This is a genomic window from Bacillus sp. 7884-1 (genome assembly GCF_002272245.1).
In the GTDB taxonomy this organism is placed as follows: Bacteria; Bacillota; Bacilli; order Bacillales; family Cytobacillaceae; genus Neobacillus.
Window position 1 is genome coordinate 1 of record NZ_NPDD01000133.1, and the last position, 20,751, is coordinate 20,751.

The 20,751-nt window shown below is 35.9% G+C and carries 19 protein-coding genes and 1 pseudogene; 9 read left to right on the forward strand and 11 right to left on the reverse strand.

The features are described 5' to 3' along the window. Positions 1 to 124: 124 nt before the first annotated feature. Complete coding sequence (locus CHI06_RS16100; protein ID WP_095249648.1) at positions 125 to 1,750, reverse strand: ABC-F family ATP-binding cassette domain-containing protein; 1,626 nt, start codon at positions 1,748 to 1,750, stop codon at positions 125 to 127. Positions 1,751 to 1,965: 215 nt separating this feature from the next. Here CHI06_RS16100 and CHI06_RS30540 point away from each other — a divergent pair, with 215 nt between their 5' ends. Then, entirely contained in the window at positions 1,966 to 2,100 is a 135-nt protein-coding gene (locus tag CHI06_RS30540) for a hypothetical protein (protein WP_256989117.1), read from the forward strand. A 50-nt stretch (positions 2,101 to 2,150) separates the two neighbouring features. Here CHI06_RS30540 and CHI06_RS16105 read toward each other — a convergent pair whose 3' ends face one another. Further along, on the reverse strand, positions 2,151 to 2,750 hold the full coding sequence (locus CHI06_RS16105; RefSeq protein ID WP_095249649.1) for an SCO family protein: 600 nt from the start codon (positions 2,748 to 2,750) through the stop codon (positions 2,151 to 2,153). A 93-nt stretch (positions 2,751 to 2,843) separates the two neighbouring features. Beyond that, positions 2,844 to 3,548 (reverse strand): Crp/Fnr family transcriptional regulator, encoded by a 705-nt coding sequence (locus CHI06_RS16110; RefSeq protein WP_095249650.1) that lies wholly within the window; start codon positions 3,546 to 3,548, stop codon positions 2,844 to 2,846. 492 nt (positions 3,549 to 4,040) lie between these two features. Here CHI06_RS16110 and CHI06_RS16115 point away from each other — a divergent pair, with 492 nt between their 5' ends. Next, complete coding sequence (locus CHI06_RS16115; protein WP_095249651.1) at positions 4,041 to 5,969, forward strand: endonuclease MutS2; 1,929 nt, start codon at positions 4,041 to 4,043, stop codon at positions 5,967 to 5,969. A gap of 14 nt (positions 5,970 to 5,983) precedes the next feature. Here the strand turns inward: CHI06_RS16115 and CHI06_RS29800 are convergent, their stop codons facing one another. Further along, a complete protein-coding gene (locus CHI06_RS29800) occupies positions 5,984 to 6,130 on the reverse strand; it encodes a hypothetical protein (protein WP_095249652.1) in 147 nt (48 codons plus the stop codon). Between the two features lie 99 nt (positions 6,131 to 6,229). Here CHI06_RS29800 and CHI06_RS16125 point away from each other — a divergent pair, with 99 nt between their 5' ends. After that, the gene (locus CHI06_RS16125) at positions 6,230 to 6,415 is read left to right on the forward strand and encodes a cold-inducible protein YdjO-related protein (protein WP_095249653.1); all 186 of its coding nucleotides are present in this window, start codon (positions 6,230 to 6,232) and stop codon (positions 6,413 to 6,415) included. Between the two features lie 42 nt (positions 6,416 to 6,457). Here CHI06_RS16125 and CHI06_RS16130 read toward each other — a convergent pair whose 3' ends face one another. The 4 genes from CHI06_RS16130 to yhfH (CHI06_RS16140) all read right to left on the reverse strand — a co-directional run bounded on the left by CHI06_RS16130 (position 6,458) and on the right by yhfH (CHI06_RS16140) (position 7,356). Beyond that, the gene (locus CHI06_RS16130; protein WP_095249664.1) at positions 6,458 to 6,709 is read right to left on the reverse strand and encodes a transcriptional regulator SplA domain-containing protein; all 252 of its coding nucleotides are present in this window, start codon (positions 6,707 to 6,709) and stop codon (positions 6,458 to 6,460) included. A 19-nt stretch (positions 6,710 to 6,728) separates the two neighbouring features. Beyond that, a complete protein-coding gene (locus CHI06_RS29805; RefSeq protein WP_165978957.1) occupies positions 6,729 to 6,899 on the reverse strand; it encodes a hypothetical protein in 171 nt (56 codons plus the stop codon). Between the two features lie 106 nt (positions 6,900 to 7,005). Continuing rightward, positions 7,006 to 7,140, reverse strand: a complete 135-nt coding sequence (gene yhfH, locus CHI06_RS16135) for a protein YhfH (protein ID WP_095249654.1) — start codon at positions 7,138 to 7,140, stop codon at positions 7,006 to 7,008. A gap of 81 nt (positions 7,141 to 7,221) precedes the next feature. Beyond that, complete coding sequence (yhfH, locus tag CHI06_RS16140) at positions 7,222 to 7,356, reverse strand: protein YhfH (RefSeq protein ID WP_095249655.1); 135 nt, start codon at positions 7,354 to 7,356, stop codon at positions 7,222 to 7,224. Between the two features lie 305 nt (positions 7,357 to 7,661). Between yhfH (CHI06_RS16140) and CHI06_RS16145 the strand changes: the two genes are divergently transcribed. From CHI06_RS16145 to fdhF, 3 genes and pseudogenes are all read left to right on the forward strand, one after another. Further along, on the forward strand, positions 7,662 to 10,205 hold the full coding sequence (locus tag CHI06_RS16145; protein ID WP_095249656.1) for a PAS domain S-box protein: 2,544 nt from the start codon (positions 7,662 to 7,664) through the stop codon (positions 10,203 to 10,205). A gap of 130 nt (positions 10,206 to 10,335) precedes the next feature. Continuing rightward, positions 10,336 to 10,521: pseudogene (locus CHI06_RS31100) on the forward strand (hypothetical protein); the annotation flags it as partial. Beyond that, on the forward strand, positions 10,498 to 12,417 hold the full coding sequence (gene fdhF / locus CHI06_RS31105) for a formate dehydrogenase subunit alpha (RefSeq protein WP_373558152.1): 1,920 nt from the start codon (positions 10,498 to 10,500) through the stop codon (positions 12,415 to 12,417). The pseudogene CHI06_RS31100 and the gene fdhF, both read left to right, overlap by 24 nt. Before the next feature lie 65 nt (positions 12,418 to 12,482). Here the strand turns inward: fdhF and CHI06_RS16160 are convergent, their stop codons facing one another. Continuing rightward, complete coding sequence (locus tag CHI06_RS16160) at positions 12,483 to 13,784, reverse strand: MFS transporter (protein ID WP_095249659.1); 1,302 nt, start codon at positions 13,782 to 13,784, stop codon at positions 12,483 to 12,485. Between the two features lie 964 nt (positions 13,785 to 14,748). Further along, a complete protein-coding gene (locus CHI06_RS16165) occupies positions 14,749 to 16,251 on the reverse strand; it encodes a NarK/NasA family nitrate transporter (RefSeq protein WP_095249660.1) in 1,503 nt (500 codons plus the stop codon). A gap of 267 nt (positions 16,252 to 16,518) precedes the next feature. On the opposite strand from CHI06_RS16165, the gene CHI06_RS16170 reads away from it, so the two are divergent. Continuing rightward, a complete protein-coding gene (locus CHI06_RS16170; RefSeq protein ID WP_095249661.1) occupies positions 16,519 to 17,670 on the forward strand; it encodes an acyl-CoA dehydrogenase family protein in 1,152 nt (383 codons plus the stop codon). Between the two features lie 43 nt (positions 17,671 to 17,713). Then, positions 17,714 to 17,866, forward strand: a complete 153-nt coding sequence (locus CHI06_RS29810; protein ID WP_179292649.1) for a hypothetical protein — start codon at positions 17,714 to 17,716, stop codon at positions 17,864 to 17,866. Between the two features lie 58 nt (positions 17,867 to 17,924). Here CHI06_RS29810 and CHI06_RS16175 read toward each other — a convergent pair whose 3' ends face one another. Beyond that, positions 17,925 to 18,104, reverse strand: coding sequence for an H-type small acid-soluble spore protein (locus CHI06_RS16175; RefSeq protein ID WP_095249662.1), 180 nt, complete (start codon positions 18,102 to 18,104; stop codon positions 17,925 to 17,927). 460 nt (positions 18,105 to 18,564) lie between these two features. On the opposite strand from CHI06_RS16175, the gene CHI06_RS16180 reads away from it, so the two are divergent. Further along, positions 18,565 to 20,631 (forward strand): LTA synthase family protein, encoded by a 2,067-nt coding sequence (locus CHI06_RS16180; RefSeq protein WP_095249663.1) that lies wholly within the window; start codon positions 18,565 to 18,567, stop codon positions 20,629 to 20,631. Positions 20,632 to 20,751: the final 120 nt, after the last annotated feature.

The following is a 20,751-nucleotide window of genomic DNA, read 5'->3' on the forward strand; positions in this document are numbered from 1 at the left end:
GCGCTTAAGCGCCGAGGAGGCTTCCCGGACCGCCCTAAGGTGCGCGAAGTGCCTGGAGCACAAATCAACAGACATATGTAAAATAGCAAAACAAAGCGGGCACTCGGAGTGCCCGCTTTACTTACTAATTATTGTTATACATCTCTGCCACTTGTTTTTGAACATCACTATTTTCAAGATACTCATCATAAGTCATTTGCTTATCAACTAAACCATTCGGAGTTAATTCGAAAATCCGGTTAGCAATCGTTTGGATAAACTGGTGGTCATGTGAAGAAAAGAGAAGAGACCCTTTAAAGTTTATCAAACCATTGTTTAATGCGGTAATGGATTCCAAATCAAGATGGTTTGTCGGCTCATCAAGAAGTAAAACGTTTGCTCCATTTAACATCATCTTAGAGAGCATACAACGAACTTTTTCTCCTCCAGAAAGGACGCTTGCTTTCTTAAGCACTTCTTCTCCGGAAAATAGCATTCTGCCTAAGAATCCTCTTAAGAAGCTTTCGCTTTCATCTTTAGGCGAGAACTGACGAAGCCAATCAACTAAATTCAATTCGCTGTTTTCAAAAAACTCGGAGTTATCTTTAGGGAAATAGGCTTGTGAAGTGGTAATACCCCATTTAAAGGTGCCACTGTCAGCTTCCATTTCACCCATTAATATTTTGAAAAGAGTTGTTTTCGCAACTTCATTCGGTCCAACAAGAGCAATTTTATCACCTTTGTTCATAAAAAAGCTTACATTATTAAGGACTTTTACGCCGTCAATTGTTTTTGTTAAGCCTTCAACCATTAATAAATCATTACCAATTTCTCGTTCCGGTGTAAATCCTACGAACGGATAACGGCGAGAGGATGGTCGAATGTCGTCTAGCGTAATTTTATCTAATAACTTCTTACGAGAAGTAGCTTGCTTTGACTTAGAAGCATTCGCACTAAATCGAGCAATAAAAGCCTGTAACTCTTTTATTTTCTCTTCTTTCTTTTTGTTAGCATCAGAAGTCAGTCTTGTCGCTAATTGACTAGACTCATACCAGAAATCATAGTTACCTACATAAATTTGAATTTTACCGAAGTCTAAATCAGCGATATGTGTACAAACTTTATTTAAGAAATGACGGTCATGGGATACAACAATGACTGTATTTTCAAAGTTTATCAAGAACTCTTCTAACCATTGAATGGCTTTAATATCTAAGTGGTTCGTCGGCTCATCCAGCAGCAGTACGTCAGGTCTGCCAAAAAGTGCCTGCGCTAAAAGAACCTTAACCTTTTCAGAACCTGTTACTTCAGCCATTTTTTTATAATGTAAGTCTTCACCAATACCTAGTCCTTTTAAAAGAATCGCTGCTTCTGGCTCCGCTTCCCAGCCGTTTAATTCAGCAAATTCACCTTCAAGCTCAGCAGCTTTCATTCCATCTTCATCTGTGAAGTTTTCCTTCATATAGATAGCATCTTTTTCTTGCATTACTTGATAAAGTCTTGCGTGACCCATAATTACAGTCTTTAATACTTCCTGTTCCTCGTATTCAAAGTGGTTCTGTTTTAATACAGCCATCCGTTCGTTTGGACCAAGTTGAATTGTTCCGGTTTGAGATTCAATTTCTCCGGATAGGATCTTTAGGAATGTTGACTTCCCAGCGCCATTTGCACCAATTAGACCATAGCAATTTCCAGGCGTAAATTTAATATTTACATCTTCAAACAACTTACGGTCACCATATCTTAAACTTACGTTACTAACAGTTATCATTTATCATTATCCTCCAACAGCAAAATATCTACTAATTATACCATTAAATTGGATGAAGAGCGAATTCTTTGTTGAATGAGAGAATTTATTAGAAAATAATAAAACAAATTGCAGAAAATTTTTCTAATTTTTTTTCGTCGTTTTCACACTTTATTCATATTTTTGTTGTAAAATTATTGTAAAGAAGTACTGAAGGAATAAAGTAGGTGAGAAGTATGTCGAAAAAGCAACTTACTGAACTCGTTAACAAGTTAAAACAGGCCGGAATAAAAGCAAGTTTAACCAAACCAAAGTCCAACTACCTATTATCTCTGCAGCAAATAAAAAAGTTTCCTTCATCCGTGAATTAAATAGGTATTAAAAAGCGATTAATCCAAAGGACTAACCGCTTTTTTTATGTTTATTCAATTTCACTCATGATTTCTTCATAGACTTGTTGTTTATCAAACTCTTCTCCCATTGGGAATTTAGAAATGAATTTATTATTTTCATCGATTAAATAGGTAAACGATGTATGAACAAATTGGCCGTTTCCAGGGTCTTTATATTGAAACTGGAGTGATTCTGCAACTTCCCTAATCTTTTTTTGGTCAGCTTTGATATTTTCTTGATCGCCAGTGAGGAAAATCCAATTATCGGAATTTGGAATTTCAAAAGCCTTCATGTATTTTTGTATCACTTCAGGTGTGTCCCGGTAAGGGTCGATAGTAATCGTAAGAAACTCAATTTCTTTCCCGAAGACATTGCTTTTTTCTAAATCACCCTGTAATTGAACCATCTTTTGTGTAGTGGTCGGGCAAATATCTGGACAATTAGTATAAATAAATTCGACAAGTTTAAGTTTATTATCATCACCAAAACTATAAGATTCACCATTCTGATTAATTAAGCTAATATTTGCAGGTATTTTGGAGCTTGCATCCCGAATGAGAAAATAAGAGATTCCAGCTGTAATCAATAGAAACACTGCCAAACTACATATTAGATAGATTTTTTTCATGTTTTCCCCTCCTAACATAAAGGATAAAGAAGTTTTTTGCAAAAAGATGTGGATATTTCGTGAACAAAATTGAGCCGTACAAACAAACACCATTTAGTCAATCGTACAATGGGAAACTGGACAGTTTCCGCAATCATTTTCGACCTTAAGATAATCAATATTATGAATGATTATTTTTTTATGGTCGATCGAAATAATTTTCCTTTTTTTTAAGTCAGTTAGCATTCGACTGACTATTTCTCTAGCTGTTCCACAAAAATGAGCTAAATCCTGTGTGGTAATGGGGACAGTGATATGGATTCCGTCCTCTTTATGTAAGCCATAGCTATTTGATAATCGAATTAATGTAGAATAAAGTGCTCCTTTTTTACCGTATAGTACTAAATCTCGAAATTTAGTCATGGTTCTTCTAATATGATCATTCATCCACTTAATAAACTGATAGCCAAGAGTACTGTTTTGAAATAATGCTTTCTCTAATATATCTAATTGAATACCTGCCACATGTCCATCTTCAATTACTCTAGCATTGAAAATATATCTTGGATCCTCAGTAAATAGAGTCAGCTCGCCAACGATGTCATGCCGAGAGCATAAGCGTAAATATAATTCTTCACCTTCTGCGTTCATTTTCGAAATTTGGATTCTTCCAGAAAGGATAAGGAACATTTCTGAGGCAGGCTGACCTTCTTGAAAAAGAAACGATCCTTTTTTTATTTCAATCATTCTTCCTGCGGAATGTAAGAGTTCTATTAATTCATTGGTTAGAAGATTCTCGGTTTGTGTGTCAGTAGTCATATATCCCACCTGTAATTATTTGACCTACTTTAATAATAAGTGCTAAACAAGCAAAGAAATAGTCGAAAGAAAGTCAAACGTGTTAAACATTTATGAATTTTTGCATATACTAAAAGATGTGGATAACTTTGACAAATGATTCTGATTATTGTATTCTTTAAAAGAATCAATATTTTCTTAATAAGGGAGTATGTTGTATGTTAGGTGTCGTTCTTAACTAATCCAATCAATTGGATATTTTCATTCCATTTTCGCCTTGTTCAATTTTATGAATGAATATAGGCCTATTTGAGTACGTTTTGGAATGAAGTTAAGAACAATGGGCATACCAAGCATACAGTTTTTCTCCATGCTGCTGTGTACATTTTGAGTAGACAGTTTTTTTATGGATAAAATTTGTATACAAAATGAGGAAATACTCGTTTTATTTAGCGTAGCCGCAATGACATTGTTCATTGCGGCTATTTTTATTTTATTCTGGAGGGAAAAACATTGAATAAACATACGTTTAAAGTATTGGAAGTACAAGAAATCAAAGATAGAATAGCAGAATTTGCATTGACGAATGAAGGAAAAGAAAAAATCTATAATCTTACGCCATCCACACATCTGAAACAAATTGAAGCATGGCTGGATGAAGTTTCTGAAGGAGTCGAAATACTCAAGAAGAGCTCGAGTGTCCCTGTCCATGGTTTGGGAGGTATGGAACAAATTTTATCTAAATTAAACAAAGGTATTGCACTGCATCCTGACCAATTATCCAAGCTTTATGATTTCTTAGATTGTTGTGGAAAAATGCGCAGGTTCATGAAGGATAAGGAATACTATGCACCAAGAGTAACCTCATATGTGGAAGTGATTGAGGAATTGCCAGAACTTGCTGGTGAAATTATTCGCTGTATTCGAAATGGAAGGGTAGATGATTATGCAACAAAAGAGTTATTAAAAATTAGAAAACAGATTGCCATTCATGAAGAGCGTCTTAAAGAAAAAACGATGCAGTTGATTCGATCCAACAAATATAAAACGTATCTACAAGAGAATGTTGTCAGTCAAAGAGATGGAAGATATGTTATTCCTATTAAGAAGGAATACCGAAATAAAATTAAAGGGGCAGTTTTAGATACCTCTGCTTCAGGGTCAACATTATTTATTGAGCCGGAGGAAATCGCTTTATTTCAAGAACAATTAACGTGGCTGTTAGCGGATGAGGATGTTGAAGTCCAAAAGGTCTTGTCCTATTTAACAGGATTAGTAGAAGAGAAAGAACAGCAAATTCTATTAGCCATCGAAACGATGGTCCATTATGACTTTTTGTTTGCGAAGGCAAAATATAGTCGGTCTATTAATGGTGTGAAGGTTAAGGTGAATGATGAGCAGGAGATAAAGTTAATTCAGGCAAAGCACCCTCTCCTTGGTGATAAAGCCGTTCCGTTATCCTTAGTAATGAAGGATGGCCAAAGTGCACTAGTGATTACTGGTCCAAATACAGGTGGAAAAACAGTAAGTATTAAAACGGTTGGTTTGTTGACACTCATGGTACAGTGCGGTCTCCATATCCCGGCATCTGAAGAAAGTAATCTTAGTATCTTTCAGCGTATCCTAGTGGATATTGGTGATGGTCAGAGTATTACTGAAAATTTAAGTACGTTTAGCTCGCGGATAGTAAATATTATTGAAATCCTTAAGGAAACAAATGACCAGACTTTAGTTCTTCTTGATGAGCTTGGATCCGGAACAGATCCTGGGGAAGGAATGGGGCTTGCAACTGCGATTTTAGAGCAGCTGTTTAATAAAGGAGCAGTGCTTTTAGCTACGACCCACTATAGTGAAATAAAAGAGTTTGCTGAAGAACATCCAGGATTTATTAATGGGTCGATGGAATTTGATATTGAGACTCTTAGTCCAACGTACCGTCTTAATATAGGAAAAGGAGGGGAAAGTCAGGCATTTGCAATTGCTCTAAAACTAGGAATTCATCCGAAAATTATTGAGAGAGCACATCAAGTAACATATAAAGAAATTAAAAATTATGCCAATAAGGAAACAGATATCTGGAAACAGAAGGAATTAGAAAAACAAGTAATTGTAAATAAATACAAAAATAGAAAAAAAAGCGTTATACCGGCGGAGAAGATTCCTGAATTCATTCAAGGGGACAATGTAAAAATCTCACCAACTAATGAGGTCGGGATTGTTTATAGCGGTCCTGATCAACAAGGGAATTATGTGGTCCAGGTCAAAGGAGAAAAAATATCTGTCAACCATAAAAGAATAAAGCTTTATATCGCGGCAAACGAACTTTATCCGGATGATTATGATTTTGATATTATCTTTCAAACAAAAGAGAATAGGAAGAAAGGAAAAATACTTTCAAAAAGGCATGATGATGAAATAATCATTGATTACACTGATATATAATGAAAACAGCCTTCCTACTCGGAAGGCTGCCTATTATTTAATTGTTTCTTGGCGAGCAGCTGTTTCACTTGGTTATAACTTAAGCCTGATTGACTGTTTAACCTCTTTACTTCTTCGATATCTGTTCCGACCACAGTTACTTTTTTTTCATTAATTTTCATTTAAATTATTCCTTCCTTATTTGTTTATGGTAAAGATTGTTTTATGAGCAATGAAAAGGACATTTTTGGTACATACTATAAAAAAAGGAGGCGGTTCCCATTTTTTATGGTAAAAGGGCTAAGGATGAAGAAATTGAAGTAATTATGCTTGAAACCGAAATTTATTCTTGCATGGACAATGCCTGTATTGGCTGGATGCGAAAGGAGTTTGTCACAGACGATTTGCTTTGTCCAATGTGTGGAAATGAAATGTCTACAGAAATAAGAGAGCTTCCGAAAATATAATGAAGAAAGTATTCAAAAAGACTGTCAATAAATGACAGTCTTTTATTCTTCGCCAAAATCAAAGAAATGACCCTCGTATGCTCTTTGAGCAGATTCAGAAGTAGGGAAAAGAGCATCATCGTCTTCGATCACATGAAAGGTTTCGTTTAGGAACAAGGCAAGTGCATTTGGATCCTTCGGATGAGTGACAATTTCAGCAACTTGTATATTAGCAACAGTGGGTACATGTGGATTACGATAGATTACAAACACTTCGTCTCCTGGCTTAGCACTCGCAATATCAACTATATCCATATCCATTTACCTTCCTCTTTTACAGATTTTCATTTTGTTGACGAATTTCATCACCAGCCAACATGATCGTTGCATCCTCAATATCCTTATGTTCGTCTACAGAATCACCTGGAACATATTTTTGAGAAGGATATATTCCCCCTTGAATGGATGTTTGCTTTTTTTTCGATGAAGTAGTTTCATTTGCCACACAAACACCTCCTTTACTAAGTTTTTGCTATCTGAAATGTGTTTATTCCTTCCTTATTTTAGAATACAAAAAACTCCCCATCTCTGGGGAGCATGCGCATTATATTCTATTCGTTTTTATTAGCTAAACAGCGATCACATTCGATTAAGTAGCTTTCTGCTTGTTCTTCCATATGCTGCCCACATTCTGGACATTCCTTCTTTGGCAAAGTGCGGAAAAATTCAACTGGACTAATTAACATTAAAATACCCCCTCTTTTTTAATACAGTTTATTAACCTTTTATTTGTTGTAGTACAGCTTATTTAAAAAAATTTGTTCTCTTTATTCTTCTCTTTTTGCTAAACAGCGATCACATTCCATTAAGTAGCTTTCTGCTTGTTCTTCCATATGCTGCCCACATTCTGGGCATTCCTTTTTTTGCAAAGTGCGGAAAAATTCAACTGGATTTACTAACATGATTAAAAATCTCCTCCTTTTTTAATACAGTTTATTTATTATCAACCTGTTGTAGTACAGTATAATCAAAAAAATTAAGTTTGTGTAGTCCTTTTTGATAAATAATTTAATTTTTTTGAAAAATGATACATTTATCCTGTAAGAATATTCTGTGCAAGTTTGGTCCTGCTATGTATGTTGTAAAAAAATTATTTGGTTAATATAATGTAAATTTGACAATTTTGTGAACTAAAACACTTCACTACCGTATTTATTTCCATTACAATCTAGTAGAAAGAGAATAGGTCAAAGGGGGAATGCCCTAAATGGATACAGTTTCTGGCGAATTTCATTCATATTTAATTGTTATTGCCATAGGACTCACCATCATGGCTTCATATACTGGTTTAGATATGTTTACGTTAATAAAAAATTCAAAGAATAATAAAAGACTTTTATATCTTGGCGGCTCTGTATCGATGGGAGTGGGGATATGGGTCATGAATTTTGTCGGGTTAATTGCAGCTGATATTACTCGCTTTTCTAGTTACCAAATACCCTTGACCATTTTATCCATTCTAATAGGGATTGCTTTTTCAGGAATGGCTTTTATACCTCTGTTTGGCAAGGAAATTCGTTCCATTCATTTGCTTTTTGGAAGTTTATTTTTAACAATAGCTGTTTTTGCTATTCATATTATAAGTATTTATGCTATGAATCTGACGATTAAATATAATATTCCTATTTTTGTATTTTCGGGACTATTAATATATGGGTCTTTTTTATTTTCCTTATGGATTCTTTTTTCTTCTAAAATCTACTCAAAAGGAAGCCAGACATGGTTAAAACCAATTAGTGCGCTAATTATTTCAAGTGCGATTGTAGAAGGGCATTTTCTTTTAAAAAGAGCCTCAACGATTATTTCAACCAACAATCCAATGAATGAAATCATTAATGAAGAGACATTTTTAATATATTTAGTATTATTTGTAACAGTATTAATAATAAGCGGGTTAATTGCCTCTAGTACCTTAATTAGTAAGCAGCTGGCCGAATCAGATACGAATCTAAATGATATCAAAGCTGCTTTAGATGCTTCGACAATTGTAGCTATCACAGACCCTTCAGGTACGATTGTTTATGTGAATGATAAGTTTGAAGAAATTTCAAAGTATAAAAAGGAGGAAATTATCGGAAAGAACCATCGGATGTTAAATTCAGGATACCACCATAAAGAGTTTTTTCAGGATTTATGGACTGACATACAAGCTGGGAAGACATGGAGGGGTGAGATAAGAAATAAAGCAAAGGATGGCTCCTATTATTGGGTTGATACAACAATTGTCCCTTTCTTAGATAAAAAGGGTAAACCGATTCAGTATATTGCCATTCGTTCTGATATTACCAATCGAAAGAATGCGGAACAAGCTCTTTTAGAATCGATAAAAGAAACTCAGGATATTTCATTTGCTCTTGATCAATCGTCCATCATTGCAATTACAGATGAAAAGGGAAAGATTACAAGTGTAAATGATAAGTTCTGTGAAATATCGAAATACAGCCGTGAGGAATTACTAGGTGAGGATCACAGAATATTAAATTCTGGCTTCCATGGAAAGGAATTCTTCAAAGATCTCTGGAGGACGATTGGTCAAGGATCGGTTTGGAAGGGCGAGATATGTAACAGAGCAAAAGATGGTACACATTATTGGGTTGATACGACAATCGTTCCATTTTTAAATGACAAAGGAAAGCCATATCAATATGTTGCCATTCGAACAGATATTTCTGATCGAAAAAGAGCAGAAGAACATTTAAAAGAATCAATAAAAGATAATACAGATATTCGCTTTGCCCTAGACCAATCTACGATAGTTGCCTTTACGGACGCGAAGGGAATTATAACAAGTGTAAATGATAAGTTATGTGAGATTTCAAAATATAGCCGGGAAGAGATTATTGGAAAAGATCATGCCATCTTAAACTCAGGGTATCATCCAAAATTATTCTTTAAGGATTTATGGAAAACGATTGGTGAAGGAAAGGTTTGGAAAGGCGAAATAAGAAATAAAGCCAAGGATGGAACTTTCTATTGGGTAGATACGACAATCGTTCCTTTCTTAAGTGAAAAAGGAAAACCATATCAATATGTGGCGATTCGCAATGATATAACAGAGCGTAAGAAAACAGAAGAGGTACTCCATCGTCAGGATAAGCTTGCTGCCGTCGGTCAATTAGCTGCGGGTGTAGCCCATGAAATTCGAAATCCGTTAACATCTATGAAGGGATATGCAGAGTTTCTGACATTAGATGAGCAAGATCCTGAACGCTTGGAATTTATGAATATTATATTAGATGAAATTGAGCGTGTTAATACCATTGTAGAGGACTTCATGGTTTTGGCAAAACCTAAAATGGTGGAATTAGAAGAAAAGAACGTGGTACCTATAATTAAAAATGTGGTATCCCTTTTAGAGTTTGAAGCAAGAAAGAAGCATGTTAAACTTACGTTTGATTGTCCTCATGAAATTATCCAAATTGAGTGTGATGAAAACCGCTTAAAGCAAGTGTTTTTGAACTTTATTAAAAACGGAATAGAAGCAATGCCAAATGGCGGGGAACTACACGTAAAAACGATGATTCATGACAACAATGTTCAAATATCCATTCAGGACACTGGAGTTGGGATATCAAAAGAAAAATTAAAACAACTCGGTGAACCATTCTATACGACGAAGAAAAATGGAAACGGACTTGGATTAATGGTCAGCTTCAAAATTATTGAAAATCATAATGGAAAAGTTTTTGTTGAGAGTGAGCCAAATAAAGGAACAACTTTCAATATCCTCTTACCGGCAAAACCAGCATGATGAAAAACGGAAGATACTCTCTTCCGTTTTTTTGTTACCCTTTCAAACATTTCGAAAAATAGACAATTATTTTTTTAAAAAACAAAGCTACTTTTAGGATAAATAGATTAATATGTTTATATAAGTACAAATGTTTGAATTGGGAGGGGAAAATGTGGGGGAAGCAAATTTAGTTAAAACGATTTGCGGTTATTGCGGCACAGGCTGCGGTTTAGTGTTAGAAGTCAAAGATAATCGAATAATGAAAATACGCGGTGATAAAGATGCACCGGTTAATAAAGGTCAAACCTGTGTGAAAGGCGCCTTTGCTTATGAATACGTTCATTCGAACAATAGATTAATCAATCCACTTATTCGGAAAGCTGGGCAATTAGTAGAAACAACATGGGATGAGGCATACCAATATATTGCAGATAAATTATCCTCGATTAGAGATACTTGGGGACCTAATGCAATCTCGATGTTTGCTTGTGCTAGAACAACCAATGAATCAAATTATGTTACACAAAAGTTTATGAGGACAGTGATTGGCAGTAATAATATAGATGGATGTAACCGCACCTGACACGCACCAAGTGTTGCCGGTCTGGCAACTGTTTTTGGAAGCGGTTCCCCAACGAATACATTAGAGGATTTTGACAGAGCAGAAGTATTGCTGCTTATGGGATCAAATACCACAGAAGCACATCCGATTATAGCAAACCGAATAAAGAAAGCTATTAAAAATGGACTTAAAGTAATCGTCATTGATCCAAGAAAGATTGACATGGTTAAATTTGCTCATCGTCATTTGCAAATCAAGGTTGGCACAGATATTGCATTAATTAATGCCTTCCTTCGAGTTATTATAAAGGAAAATCTATACAACGAAGAGTTCATTCAGCAATTTACAATTGATTTCGAATCTTTAAAAAAGCATGTTGAGATGTACACACCTGAATATGCTTCTTCCATTACTGGCTTAAATGCAGAGGATATTGTAACGACAGCCAGGGAATATGCTAGTTCAAGTGGTTCAATGATTGCTTATACACTTGGAATCACAGAACACCATTGTGGTGTTAATAATGTCTTTGATATAGCAAATCTTGCTTTATTGACTGGTAATATCGGTAAAGAGGGAACAGGCATTATGCCATTACGCGGGCAAAACAACGTTCAAGGTGCAGGGGATATGGGGTGCCTGCCAAACCAACTGGCAGGATCAATGAGTTTAGTCAATGATGAATACCGAGCACGTTATGAAAAAGAATGGAATGTTAGGCTAAATCCTCATGTTGGTGACACTCAAACAAGAACCTTTGACCGACTCGAAAATGGCGAGTTAAAGGCACTTTACATTATTGGAGAGAATCCATTGCTCGCTGATGTTCATATGAACCATACAAAAAAGCTAATGGAAAAGCTAGATTTGTTAATTGTGCAGGATATATTCCTAACAGAAAGTGCAAAAATGGCAGATGTGGTCCTTCCGGCTTGTTCATGGGGGGAGGTTGACGGAACTTATACCAATACAGACCGAAGAGTTCAAAGAGTTCGCAAAGCTGTAGAGCCTGGGAAAAATGTTAAAGAAGATTGGGTTATATTGTGTGAGCTTTCAACGATAATGGGCTATCCAATGAACTATTCAAGCAGTGAAGAAATCTGGAATGAGGTTAGAAAACTCGCTTGGGAGATGTATGGTGGTATTTCTTACGAAAGACTAGAAAAAGAATATAGTATACATTATCCATGCCCAACTGAAGATCATCCTGGCACATTGATCATGCATGAGAGGTTTCACAATCGGGGTTCTGTTGTGAAAAAATCACCATTTGTACCAGTAGATTTCACAGAACCATTGGAACTCCCAGATGACGAGTATCCTTTCACCTTAACTACAGGCAGACGTTATGAATCGTATAACACACATTCGCAAACACGTTACTATGCACCAGGCGTTAAGGTAAAGCAAACGGAAGAAACGGTGGATATTCATCCAGATGATGCCCTTGCCTTAGGGATTATCGATGGTGAAGTGGTTCAAGTTCGTTCCCGAAGAGGAGAGTTAACGGTTAAAGCCAAAATTACAGAAATGGTTGTCCCTGGACTTGTGTTCATGAGCTTCCATTGGAGTGAAACACCAACAAATGTCTTAACATTAAACGAATATGACCCGATATCAGGTACTGCAGAATACAAAGCATGTGCAGTAGCCATTTCTCGAATATAAAAGAAGGCACGGAATTCAGATTCCGTGCCTTTATTATTTAATGAAACAAAAAAACAAGCTGGAAGTTACCCAGCTTGCTTAACCAATTGTTTAACTTCAGTTGTTTTTCTTTGATAGTATAAAAAGTTCAATGCAAAAGCAATGACGTAAAAGCCAATGAAGAAATAGAATGCTGTTACGTATGAACCTGTTGTATCAACGGACCATCCAAAAAGCTTAGGAATGAGGAAGGAACCGTAGGCTGCAAATGCTGCTGAAAACCCTATTACTGGTGCAGCTTCTTTTGGAATGAAAATGGTTGGGATCATTTGGAACGTTGATCCAGAACCAATCCCAGAAGCAAGGAATAAAACAAGGAATGAACCTAAGAAACCAGCAAACTGATTAATATTTAAGAAGTAAATAACTCCTAATGCACCAATAGTCATAACCCCAAATACATAAGCCGTTACTCTAGCTCCACCGAATTTATCAGCCATCCAGCCGCCAACAGGTCTTGCAGCAGCTGCAACTAACGCACCAAGGAAGGCAAGTGAGATATATTCAGGGAACTGTGATTTTAATAGAAGCGGGAATGCTGCTGAATAGCCAATAAAAGAACCAAATGTTGCGATATAAAGTACTGTCATAATCCAAGTGTGCTTACGTTTTACAATAACAAATTGATCTGCAACTGATTGTTTCGCACCTGGAACGTTATCCATTTTAAAGTAGGCAAGTAATGTCATAATCACAATCGGAATTACCCAAATGAATGCTGCATTTTGTAACCATATTTGTTGACCGTTTGCTAATACTTGACCCTTACCTGCAAATGCGAAAGCACCAGTTGTAACGATTAATGGTGTTACAAATTGTACAACTGACACACCCATGTTTCCTAAACCGCCATTAATACCTAAAGCCGTACCTTTTGCTTTTTTCGGGAAGAAAAAGCTAATATTTGCTGAAGAGGAAGAGAAGTTACCTCCACCAAGACCACAAAGTGCTGCTAACAATAACATAATTGAAAATGGAGTGTCAGGATTTTGTACCGCGAATCCAATCCCAATAGCGGGAATGGCTAAGACGGCTGTTGAAATGACAGTCCAGTTTTTCCCACCAATAGAACCGACTGCAAAAGTATAAACAAATCGAAGAGTTGCTCCAACAAGACCTGGGATCGCTGCTAATGTGAATAATTGTTCGTCTGTAAAATTGAAGCCAATATCATTTAGTCTTATTGCCACCACAGACCAAATCTGCCAAACAATAAACGCAAGCATTAAAGAAGGAACAGAAATCCATAGATTTCTTTGTGCGTGTTTTTTTCCTTCTGCTTTCCAAAACTTTTCATCCTCAGGATTCCAATAATTAATTCGTGCCATATTATATCTCTCCCTAAATCCACATTCATTTTTTTCTACGTGGATGTTATTTGTGTTTTCACTATAAATCAGATGGTAACATGATTTTTGTGACGTACGTCACAAAAATAGTGAAGGAAATGTGAACTTGAGGTAAAAGACAAAAAGTTGTAATATTTTGTTCGGTTTAGCTCTTTGACGAAAAATAAAAGACCCTCCGAAGAAGGTTAAAGAGTTCCGTTTTGAAGTGCTTTTCTTAAAATACGTGCCGAAATGACAGTCGTATTGGCATCGTTATGGGTACATAAATAAGTAAATCTCGCCAAGTTGGCGAGTTTCTTTTTTAGGAATACAAAAACCTTAATTATATAAAACCTCACCGTAATGCATCAAAATGAGGTTCTCTTGATTTTTGAAGAAGGCTCATTTCTTTTTAAATAAAATGTCTTTCCCGTAATCGAGTAACCAGCTATAGTAAAATAAGCGGAGATGTTCCGGTTAAATACAGAATGGAGCTCGTTTCGGGATAAATAAGGGGAGTTTTTCCGACTATGCAGAGCAAAATCTCCCATTTTCGAATGTTTCGAGGCAATAGGCGGAATCTCGCCGTCTATTTAAGCCCTTTTTAATAATAATTACTAATTAAGCGGAAATTTTCCGTCTATTTATCAGCTCGGGTGCTTAATCTAACCTGGTCCCCCAACCGTCTAAGTGCGGACCCTCTTGATCCTAGATGCGGGAAAGAAAAATAAAATTGGTATTCAAAACGGCACTGCAAATGACAGAATTTTTGACCTCTTTATTAATTGTACAATACTTATTGTCCATCATAATAATGACGTCAATTGTTATGTCAAAGTTAATGAAATTTGGTAGAAACCTTGATAAATAAAGAAAAAGACGTATGCCAATTCATAAGTCAATTCTTGTGTTTTTTAATAAGAAAGCACCCGAAAACGGAAGCCTTTAGAAGAAGGTCTATAGGCTATGATTTCTTTTTATTATCAACTTCATGAAACATGCCAACATAATTTTTTGTGTCGCCACTGTCATCGCGAATGGCAGTAATTGTTAACCACTCTTGGTAAATTTCTTGGTTTTTTCGTTTGTTCCAAATGAACCCTTCCCAGTAGCCTGCATTTATCAAACTATCCCACATCTTTTTATAGAAGGTATTATCATGTTCTCCAGATTGAAGTACACTCGGTGTTTTTCCAATCACTTCATCCATGGTATAACCTGTTATTTTTGTAAAAGCGGGATTGACACTTTGAATAATTCCATTTTTATCAGTAACAGTAATTCCATCAGTAGCATGATTGACAATTTTGGCGGAAATATCCTGCTTTTCACGATAGTAGAGCCAGACGACTAGGATTGAAGCTGCTAATGAAAATTCTGATAGCGACATGAAGCCAATTGCATAGTGTCCAGTCCAATTAAAGAGAATGGTCAAAATGATTGGCGGAAAAAAGCCTCCAAGTCCACCCATCGCTGAGACAATACCATTTACGATTCCTGCCTGTTTCGAAAAATATAAAGGTACTAATTTGAAAATGGTACCATTTCCGAGTCCTGCACAAATAGCAACGAATAAACAGCCAAATGAATAAATTGGAAGAGATGGAGTAAAAGCCAATAGAAAACCGGCAAAAGTAAGTCCAGAAAAAACACCTATTAAAATAAAAAATGGATTTAATTTATCTCCAAGCCAACCGCCAATTGGCCGGAAAACAGTAGCCAATGCGATAAAACCAGCTGTACGTAAGCCAGCATCTACTTTATCTAAATCAAAATGATTGACTAAGAAAGAAGGCAAATAGATTGTAAAGGCAACAAATGATCCGAACGTAATGAAATAGAATAAACTTAAAAACCAAAGCTTTTCATTTTTATAAACTTCTTTTATTTGATTAGATAAGGAGTTGTTAGCCTTTTTCTCATTTTTATCACCGAAAAGAAAATTTAAGACTGCAAAGACCAAGACAACAACGAGGAATATCTGTATCGTCATTCTCCATCCAAATGCATTTGCTAGAACGGGTGAAGCGAACGATGTAAGTGCTGTTCCAATATTCCCAGCACCATAAATTCCATTAATAAAGCCATGTTTTTCTTTTGGGTAATATTTAGGCAGGGAAGTAACACCTACAGAGAAAACTGCTCCGCCAATACCGAGCATTAATCCACCCAAAATCAACATGAATAGTGAGTTAGCAATGCTTAGAATTCCAATAGGCAGTAATAAAACAATAAAACTAATTGTAAAAATGGTTCTAGCACCAAACCGATTTGTCCAATATCCAATTGGAACTCTAAGTAAGGACCCAAGGATTACAGGTACGGCCGTGGCCAAGGAAATTTGCGTTGATGATAGTTTAATATCTGCTTGAATGTATGGCATAAGTGATGAAATAAGCACCCAGACCATAAAACCGGCAACAAGGCTTGTAGTTTGAAGATATAATTGTTTTGTACCTTGAGACATTCCAATCCCCCTTCATTTCCAATATGTGTAGTATTTCCATTTAAAATCTATACTACGAAATTTTTGCACATAAACACTTATTGGTAAATTTTTCTTAGTGTATTATAGAACAATTTTCTAGATTTAACTATGAACTATGGCACAAATCTACGAATATAGTAAGATTTATAAGAAAAATGGAAAATATCTCCTCGCTCGTGTATTATCATATTAATTTAATTTAAAATCAATCATAAAAAATGATGAGATTAGGGTAGGAGGAAGTTTATGAATTTTCAACAATTAGAATCATTTGATCAGCAATATGCATTGATGAAAGAACTTTCAGAGCGATTTTTGTCAAGAGCTCATCAAGTAGATATCGAGGGAAGTTTTCCATACGAGAATATTCAAGATTTAAAAGATAGCGGTTATACCTCATTAACGGTTCCTAAGAAGTATGGGGGAAGAGAAATTTCTTTGTATGACATGCTTCGTTTTCAAGAAAAAATTGCTGAGGGAGATGGTGCAACCGCGCTATCAATCGGCTGGCATATGGGGATTATCAAAAATCTCTCAGAAAAAAATTCTTGGGATGAAATCATCTTTAAAAAAATCTGTAAAGACGTAAGAAATGGTTACTTAATCAATAGTGCTGCAACAGAGCCAAAAACAGGAAGCCCGACCCGTGGAGGAAAGCCTGAAACCTCAGCTTATAAAGAGGGGAATAATTGGATAATAAACGGGAGAAAAACCTTTACTACCATGGCCCCCGTATTAGATTATTTTATTGTAAGTGCAACGATAAAAGCTACCAATCATGTAGGAAACTTCCTCATCCCTAGATCCTCAAAAGGAATATTTATTGAAGAAACCTGGGATAGTATTGCCTTACGTGGAACGGGAAGTCATGATTTAGTTCTTCACAATGTATCCATACCTGAGGAATTCTTTGTTGAGCAACTTGGAAATGAGGGTAAGAAACCAAATGGCTGGCTTCTTCATATACCAGCTTGTTATCTTGGGATAGCAAAAGCGGCAAAGAAATATGCGATAGAATTTGCTAAAGATTATTCTCCTAATAGTGTTGAAGGTACAATCATTGACTTACCGAACGTCCGGCAAAAAATAGGGGAAATGGAATTGAAGCTGATGGAGTCAGAGTATTTCTTATATTCTGTCGCAAAGCAATGGGATGATTCTGACGAGCTGCGCAGAGGGAAAATGGGTCCAATCCTTGGAGCAGCCAAATTAAATGTTACAAATAATGCCATTGGTGTAGTGGATTTAGCAATGAGATTAGTAGGAGCAAAAAGTTTGTCGTTAAAAAATCCTTTGCAGCGATACTATCGTGATGTGCGAGCAGGGCTTCACAACCCGCCAATGGATGATATGACTATCCAAATTTTAGCAACCCACGCCATTAAACAATTTGATTAAATTTTACTCACCTTGAACACTTTAACTATTAAGGGGTGAGAAAATGCCAAGAGGAAAGGAATTAAGCCAGCTTCCTAAATCAGAAACCACAATTGATGTAGGCACAAATACAAAGGATGTACTAAAAAAAGGCTTCGATCAACAAATTAAGCCTAAGCCTAGAGATCTGGATAAGGAAAACGAAGATATGATATAGTCGCAAATCTCCAAATATAAAAATACCTCCACCTTTATTCGAAAGGTGGAGGTGTTTTTTAGTCTTCAACAAGTTCCCCTATCTCAACAATCGTTCTTTCTTCAAGAGGACCTCTGAGGTGTACAGTAGCTGTTCTTCCATCCTCGTTTAATTGGTCAATCCAGACAGAAGTTCCATTATATTTGACTTCAATATCTGCAGAAGACGATAGAATTTGTTTAACACGGTTTACATTCATATTTTCACTCCTAATATTATTGTCATTTTATTTTTACCTTGATTTGGGTTTTCATTCGCTAATTTGTAACCGCTTTCTACTATTGTTAATAGTTCTAAAAGGATAGCTTGTTCTATATTCTTTAAAAGATAAGACTAAAATCATATTGCATGCTCTAAATTTCCGGTTTATGATTACTTAGAAAAAGATACCTAAAATAATTTGAAACTTAATGGGTTTCCTTTCGTCTTATATAAAAGAAGTTCAAAGCAGCTTGGATCGGCAGATATTTGAGTTTCGATTTATCCAAGGAATTTGACCAAGCTTTCTAGAATGTTAGATTACTAGCAAAATATAGTGAAAATTGACGAAATGAATTGGTTATTAATGGAAGCGGTTCTGTTTTTATTTTGGTGGATATGTGATATAGTAATTGAGGTTCGTTTACCGAAGTTATTGGTAAGTGAGGGGAGAATAAAAAATGAAAAAGATTAGACTGCCTGAAATAAAAAATAATGGATCCATTGCTTTCTTTGCAATTGCCGTTGTTTTATTCTGGCTAAAAACATACGCAGCATATCAAGTTGAATTTACCCTTGGAATTGACAATACCCTACAAAAATTCCTCTTGTTTATTAACCCGCTAAGTTCAGCGCTATTCTTCTTTGGTTTAGCTTTACTTTTCAAAAAGCGCATGAAATTAGTCATTATTATTACAAATTTTATTTTATCGTTCTTATTGTACGCTAATATTGCCTATTACAGATTCTTCAGCGATTTTATTACAGTTCCAGTATTAATGTCGACCAAAACAAATGCTGGACAACTGGGAGATAGTGCACTTTCATTAATGTCGCCATTTGATTTCTTATACTTCTTAGATTTCTTTATTTTGATAGCATTGTCTCTGACTGTATTTAAGAAGGTTACTGTTGAGAATCGAAAGTCATTTAAAGTAGTTCTATTGTTTGCGGTCACGGTATTCTTATTTAATCTTGGATTGGCAGAAAAAGACCGTCCACAGCTATTAAGCCGTTCGTTTGATAGAAATTACTTGGTAAAATATTTAGGTGCCTATAACTTTACCATTTATGATGTTATTCAAAACATCAAATCTTCAGGCCAACGGGCACTTGCCGACAGCAGTGATATAACAGATGTCGAGAACTATCGGAAAGCAAATTTTGCAGCACCTAATCCTGAGTACTTCGGTAAAGCTAAAGGAATGAATGTAGTCTATATTGCAATGGAATCCCTTCAAAGCTTTGCTATTGATTATAAAATGCCGGATGGTCAGGAAGTAACACCGTTCTTAAATTCCTTAGTTCATGGGAATGAAGCATTTTATTTTGAAAACTTTTTTCATCAAACTGGTCAAGGTAAGACGTCAGACGCAGAATTCCTGATGGAAAATGGATTATACCCAATGGCTCAGGGTGCTGTTTTCGTCAATAAAGCACAAAACACCTACCATGCAATGCCAGCCATTCTAAAAGGCAACGGCTATTATTCTGCTTCGTTTCATGGGAACTATAAAACGTTCTGGAACCGAAACGTTATGTACAAAGCTTTAGGCTATGATCAATTTTTTGATGCCGAATATTACAATATGATAGAGGAAAATACTAAGAATTACGGTTTAAAGGATAAGCCATTCTTTACAGAATCAATGCCTTTACTGAAGAGCTTACCTCAGCCGTTCTATACGAAGTTTTTAACCCTTTCTAACCATTTTCCATTTGAAATGGATCCAGAGGATACTGAGTTTCCTGCTGGAGATACAGGCGATAAAGTGGTTGATCAATATTTCCAAGCCGCGCACTATATGGATGAGGCGATTGAACAGTTCTTTAATGATCTAAAAGCTTCGGGTTTATACGATAATACAGTCATTGTGATGTATGGAGACCATTACGGTATTTCTGAAAATCACAATGAGGCGATGGCGAAGGTACTTGGTGTTGAGGAAATTACTCCAACCCTAAATACCGGCTTGCAGCGAGTTCCTTTATTTATTCATGTTCCTGGAGTAAAAGGAGGGATTCAGCAGCAATATGGTGGTCAGGCTGATGTGCGTTCAACCATTCTGCACTTATTAGGTGTTGATACAAAAGACTACTTGGAACTTGGATCTGATTTATTATCTAAGGATCACCGTAATTGGGCATTATTTAGAAATGGTGATTTCGTTTCACCTGAAATCGTTCAAGTAAAAGGTAAATGCTACAGTAACGTAACAGGGGAAATACTCGAAGGAACTGAGGCATGTAAGGAAATTGCAGATAAAGCCGCAACAGAGCTTCAAATGTCAGATGAAATCGTTTATAAAGACCTTTTACGTTTCTACCAGCCTGCGGGATATACACCAATAGATCCAAATGACTTCGAATATTTAGCTCCCAAAATGAAAAAAGGAGTAACTGAAAATACCGAAGTAAAAGACACCGAAGGTACCAATGAAACTGAAAGTACGGAAAGTACAGAAGGTACAAGTGAAAATGAAACTGCAACAGAAGGTATAAATGAAACAGAAACTGCAAATGAATAACAAGTGAATACAAAAGTAAAAGGAGCTTTCATTAACAATGAGAGCTCCTTTTTTATTAGGCTGTGTTAAAAGTAAACTGTTGATTTTAGAACTATGTTGATTTGTGCGGAAGGCACGAGA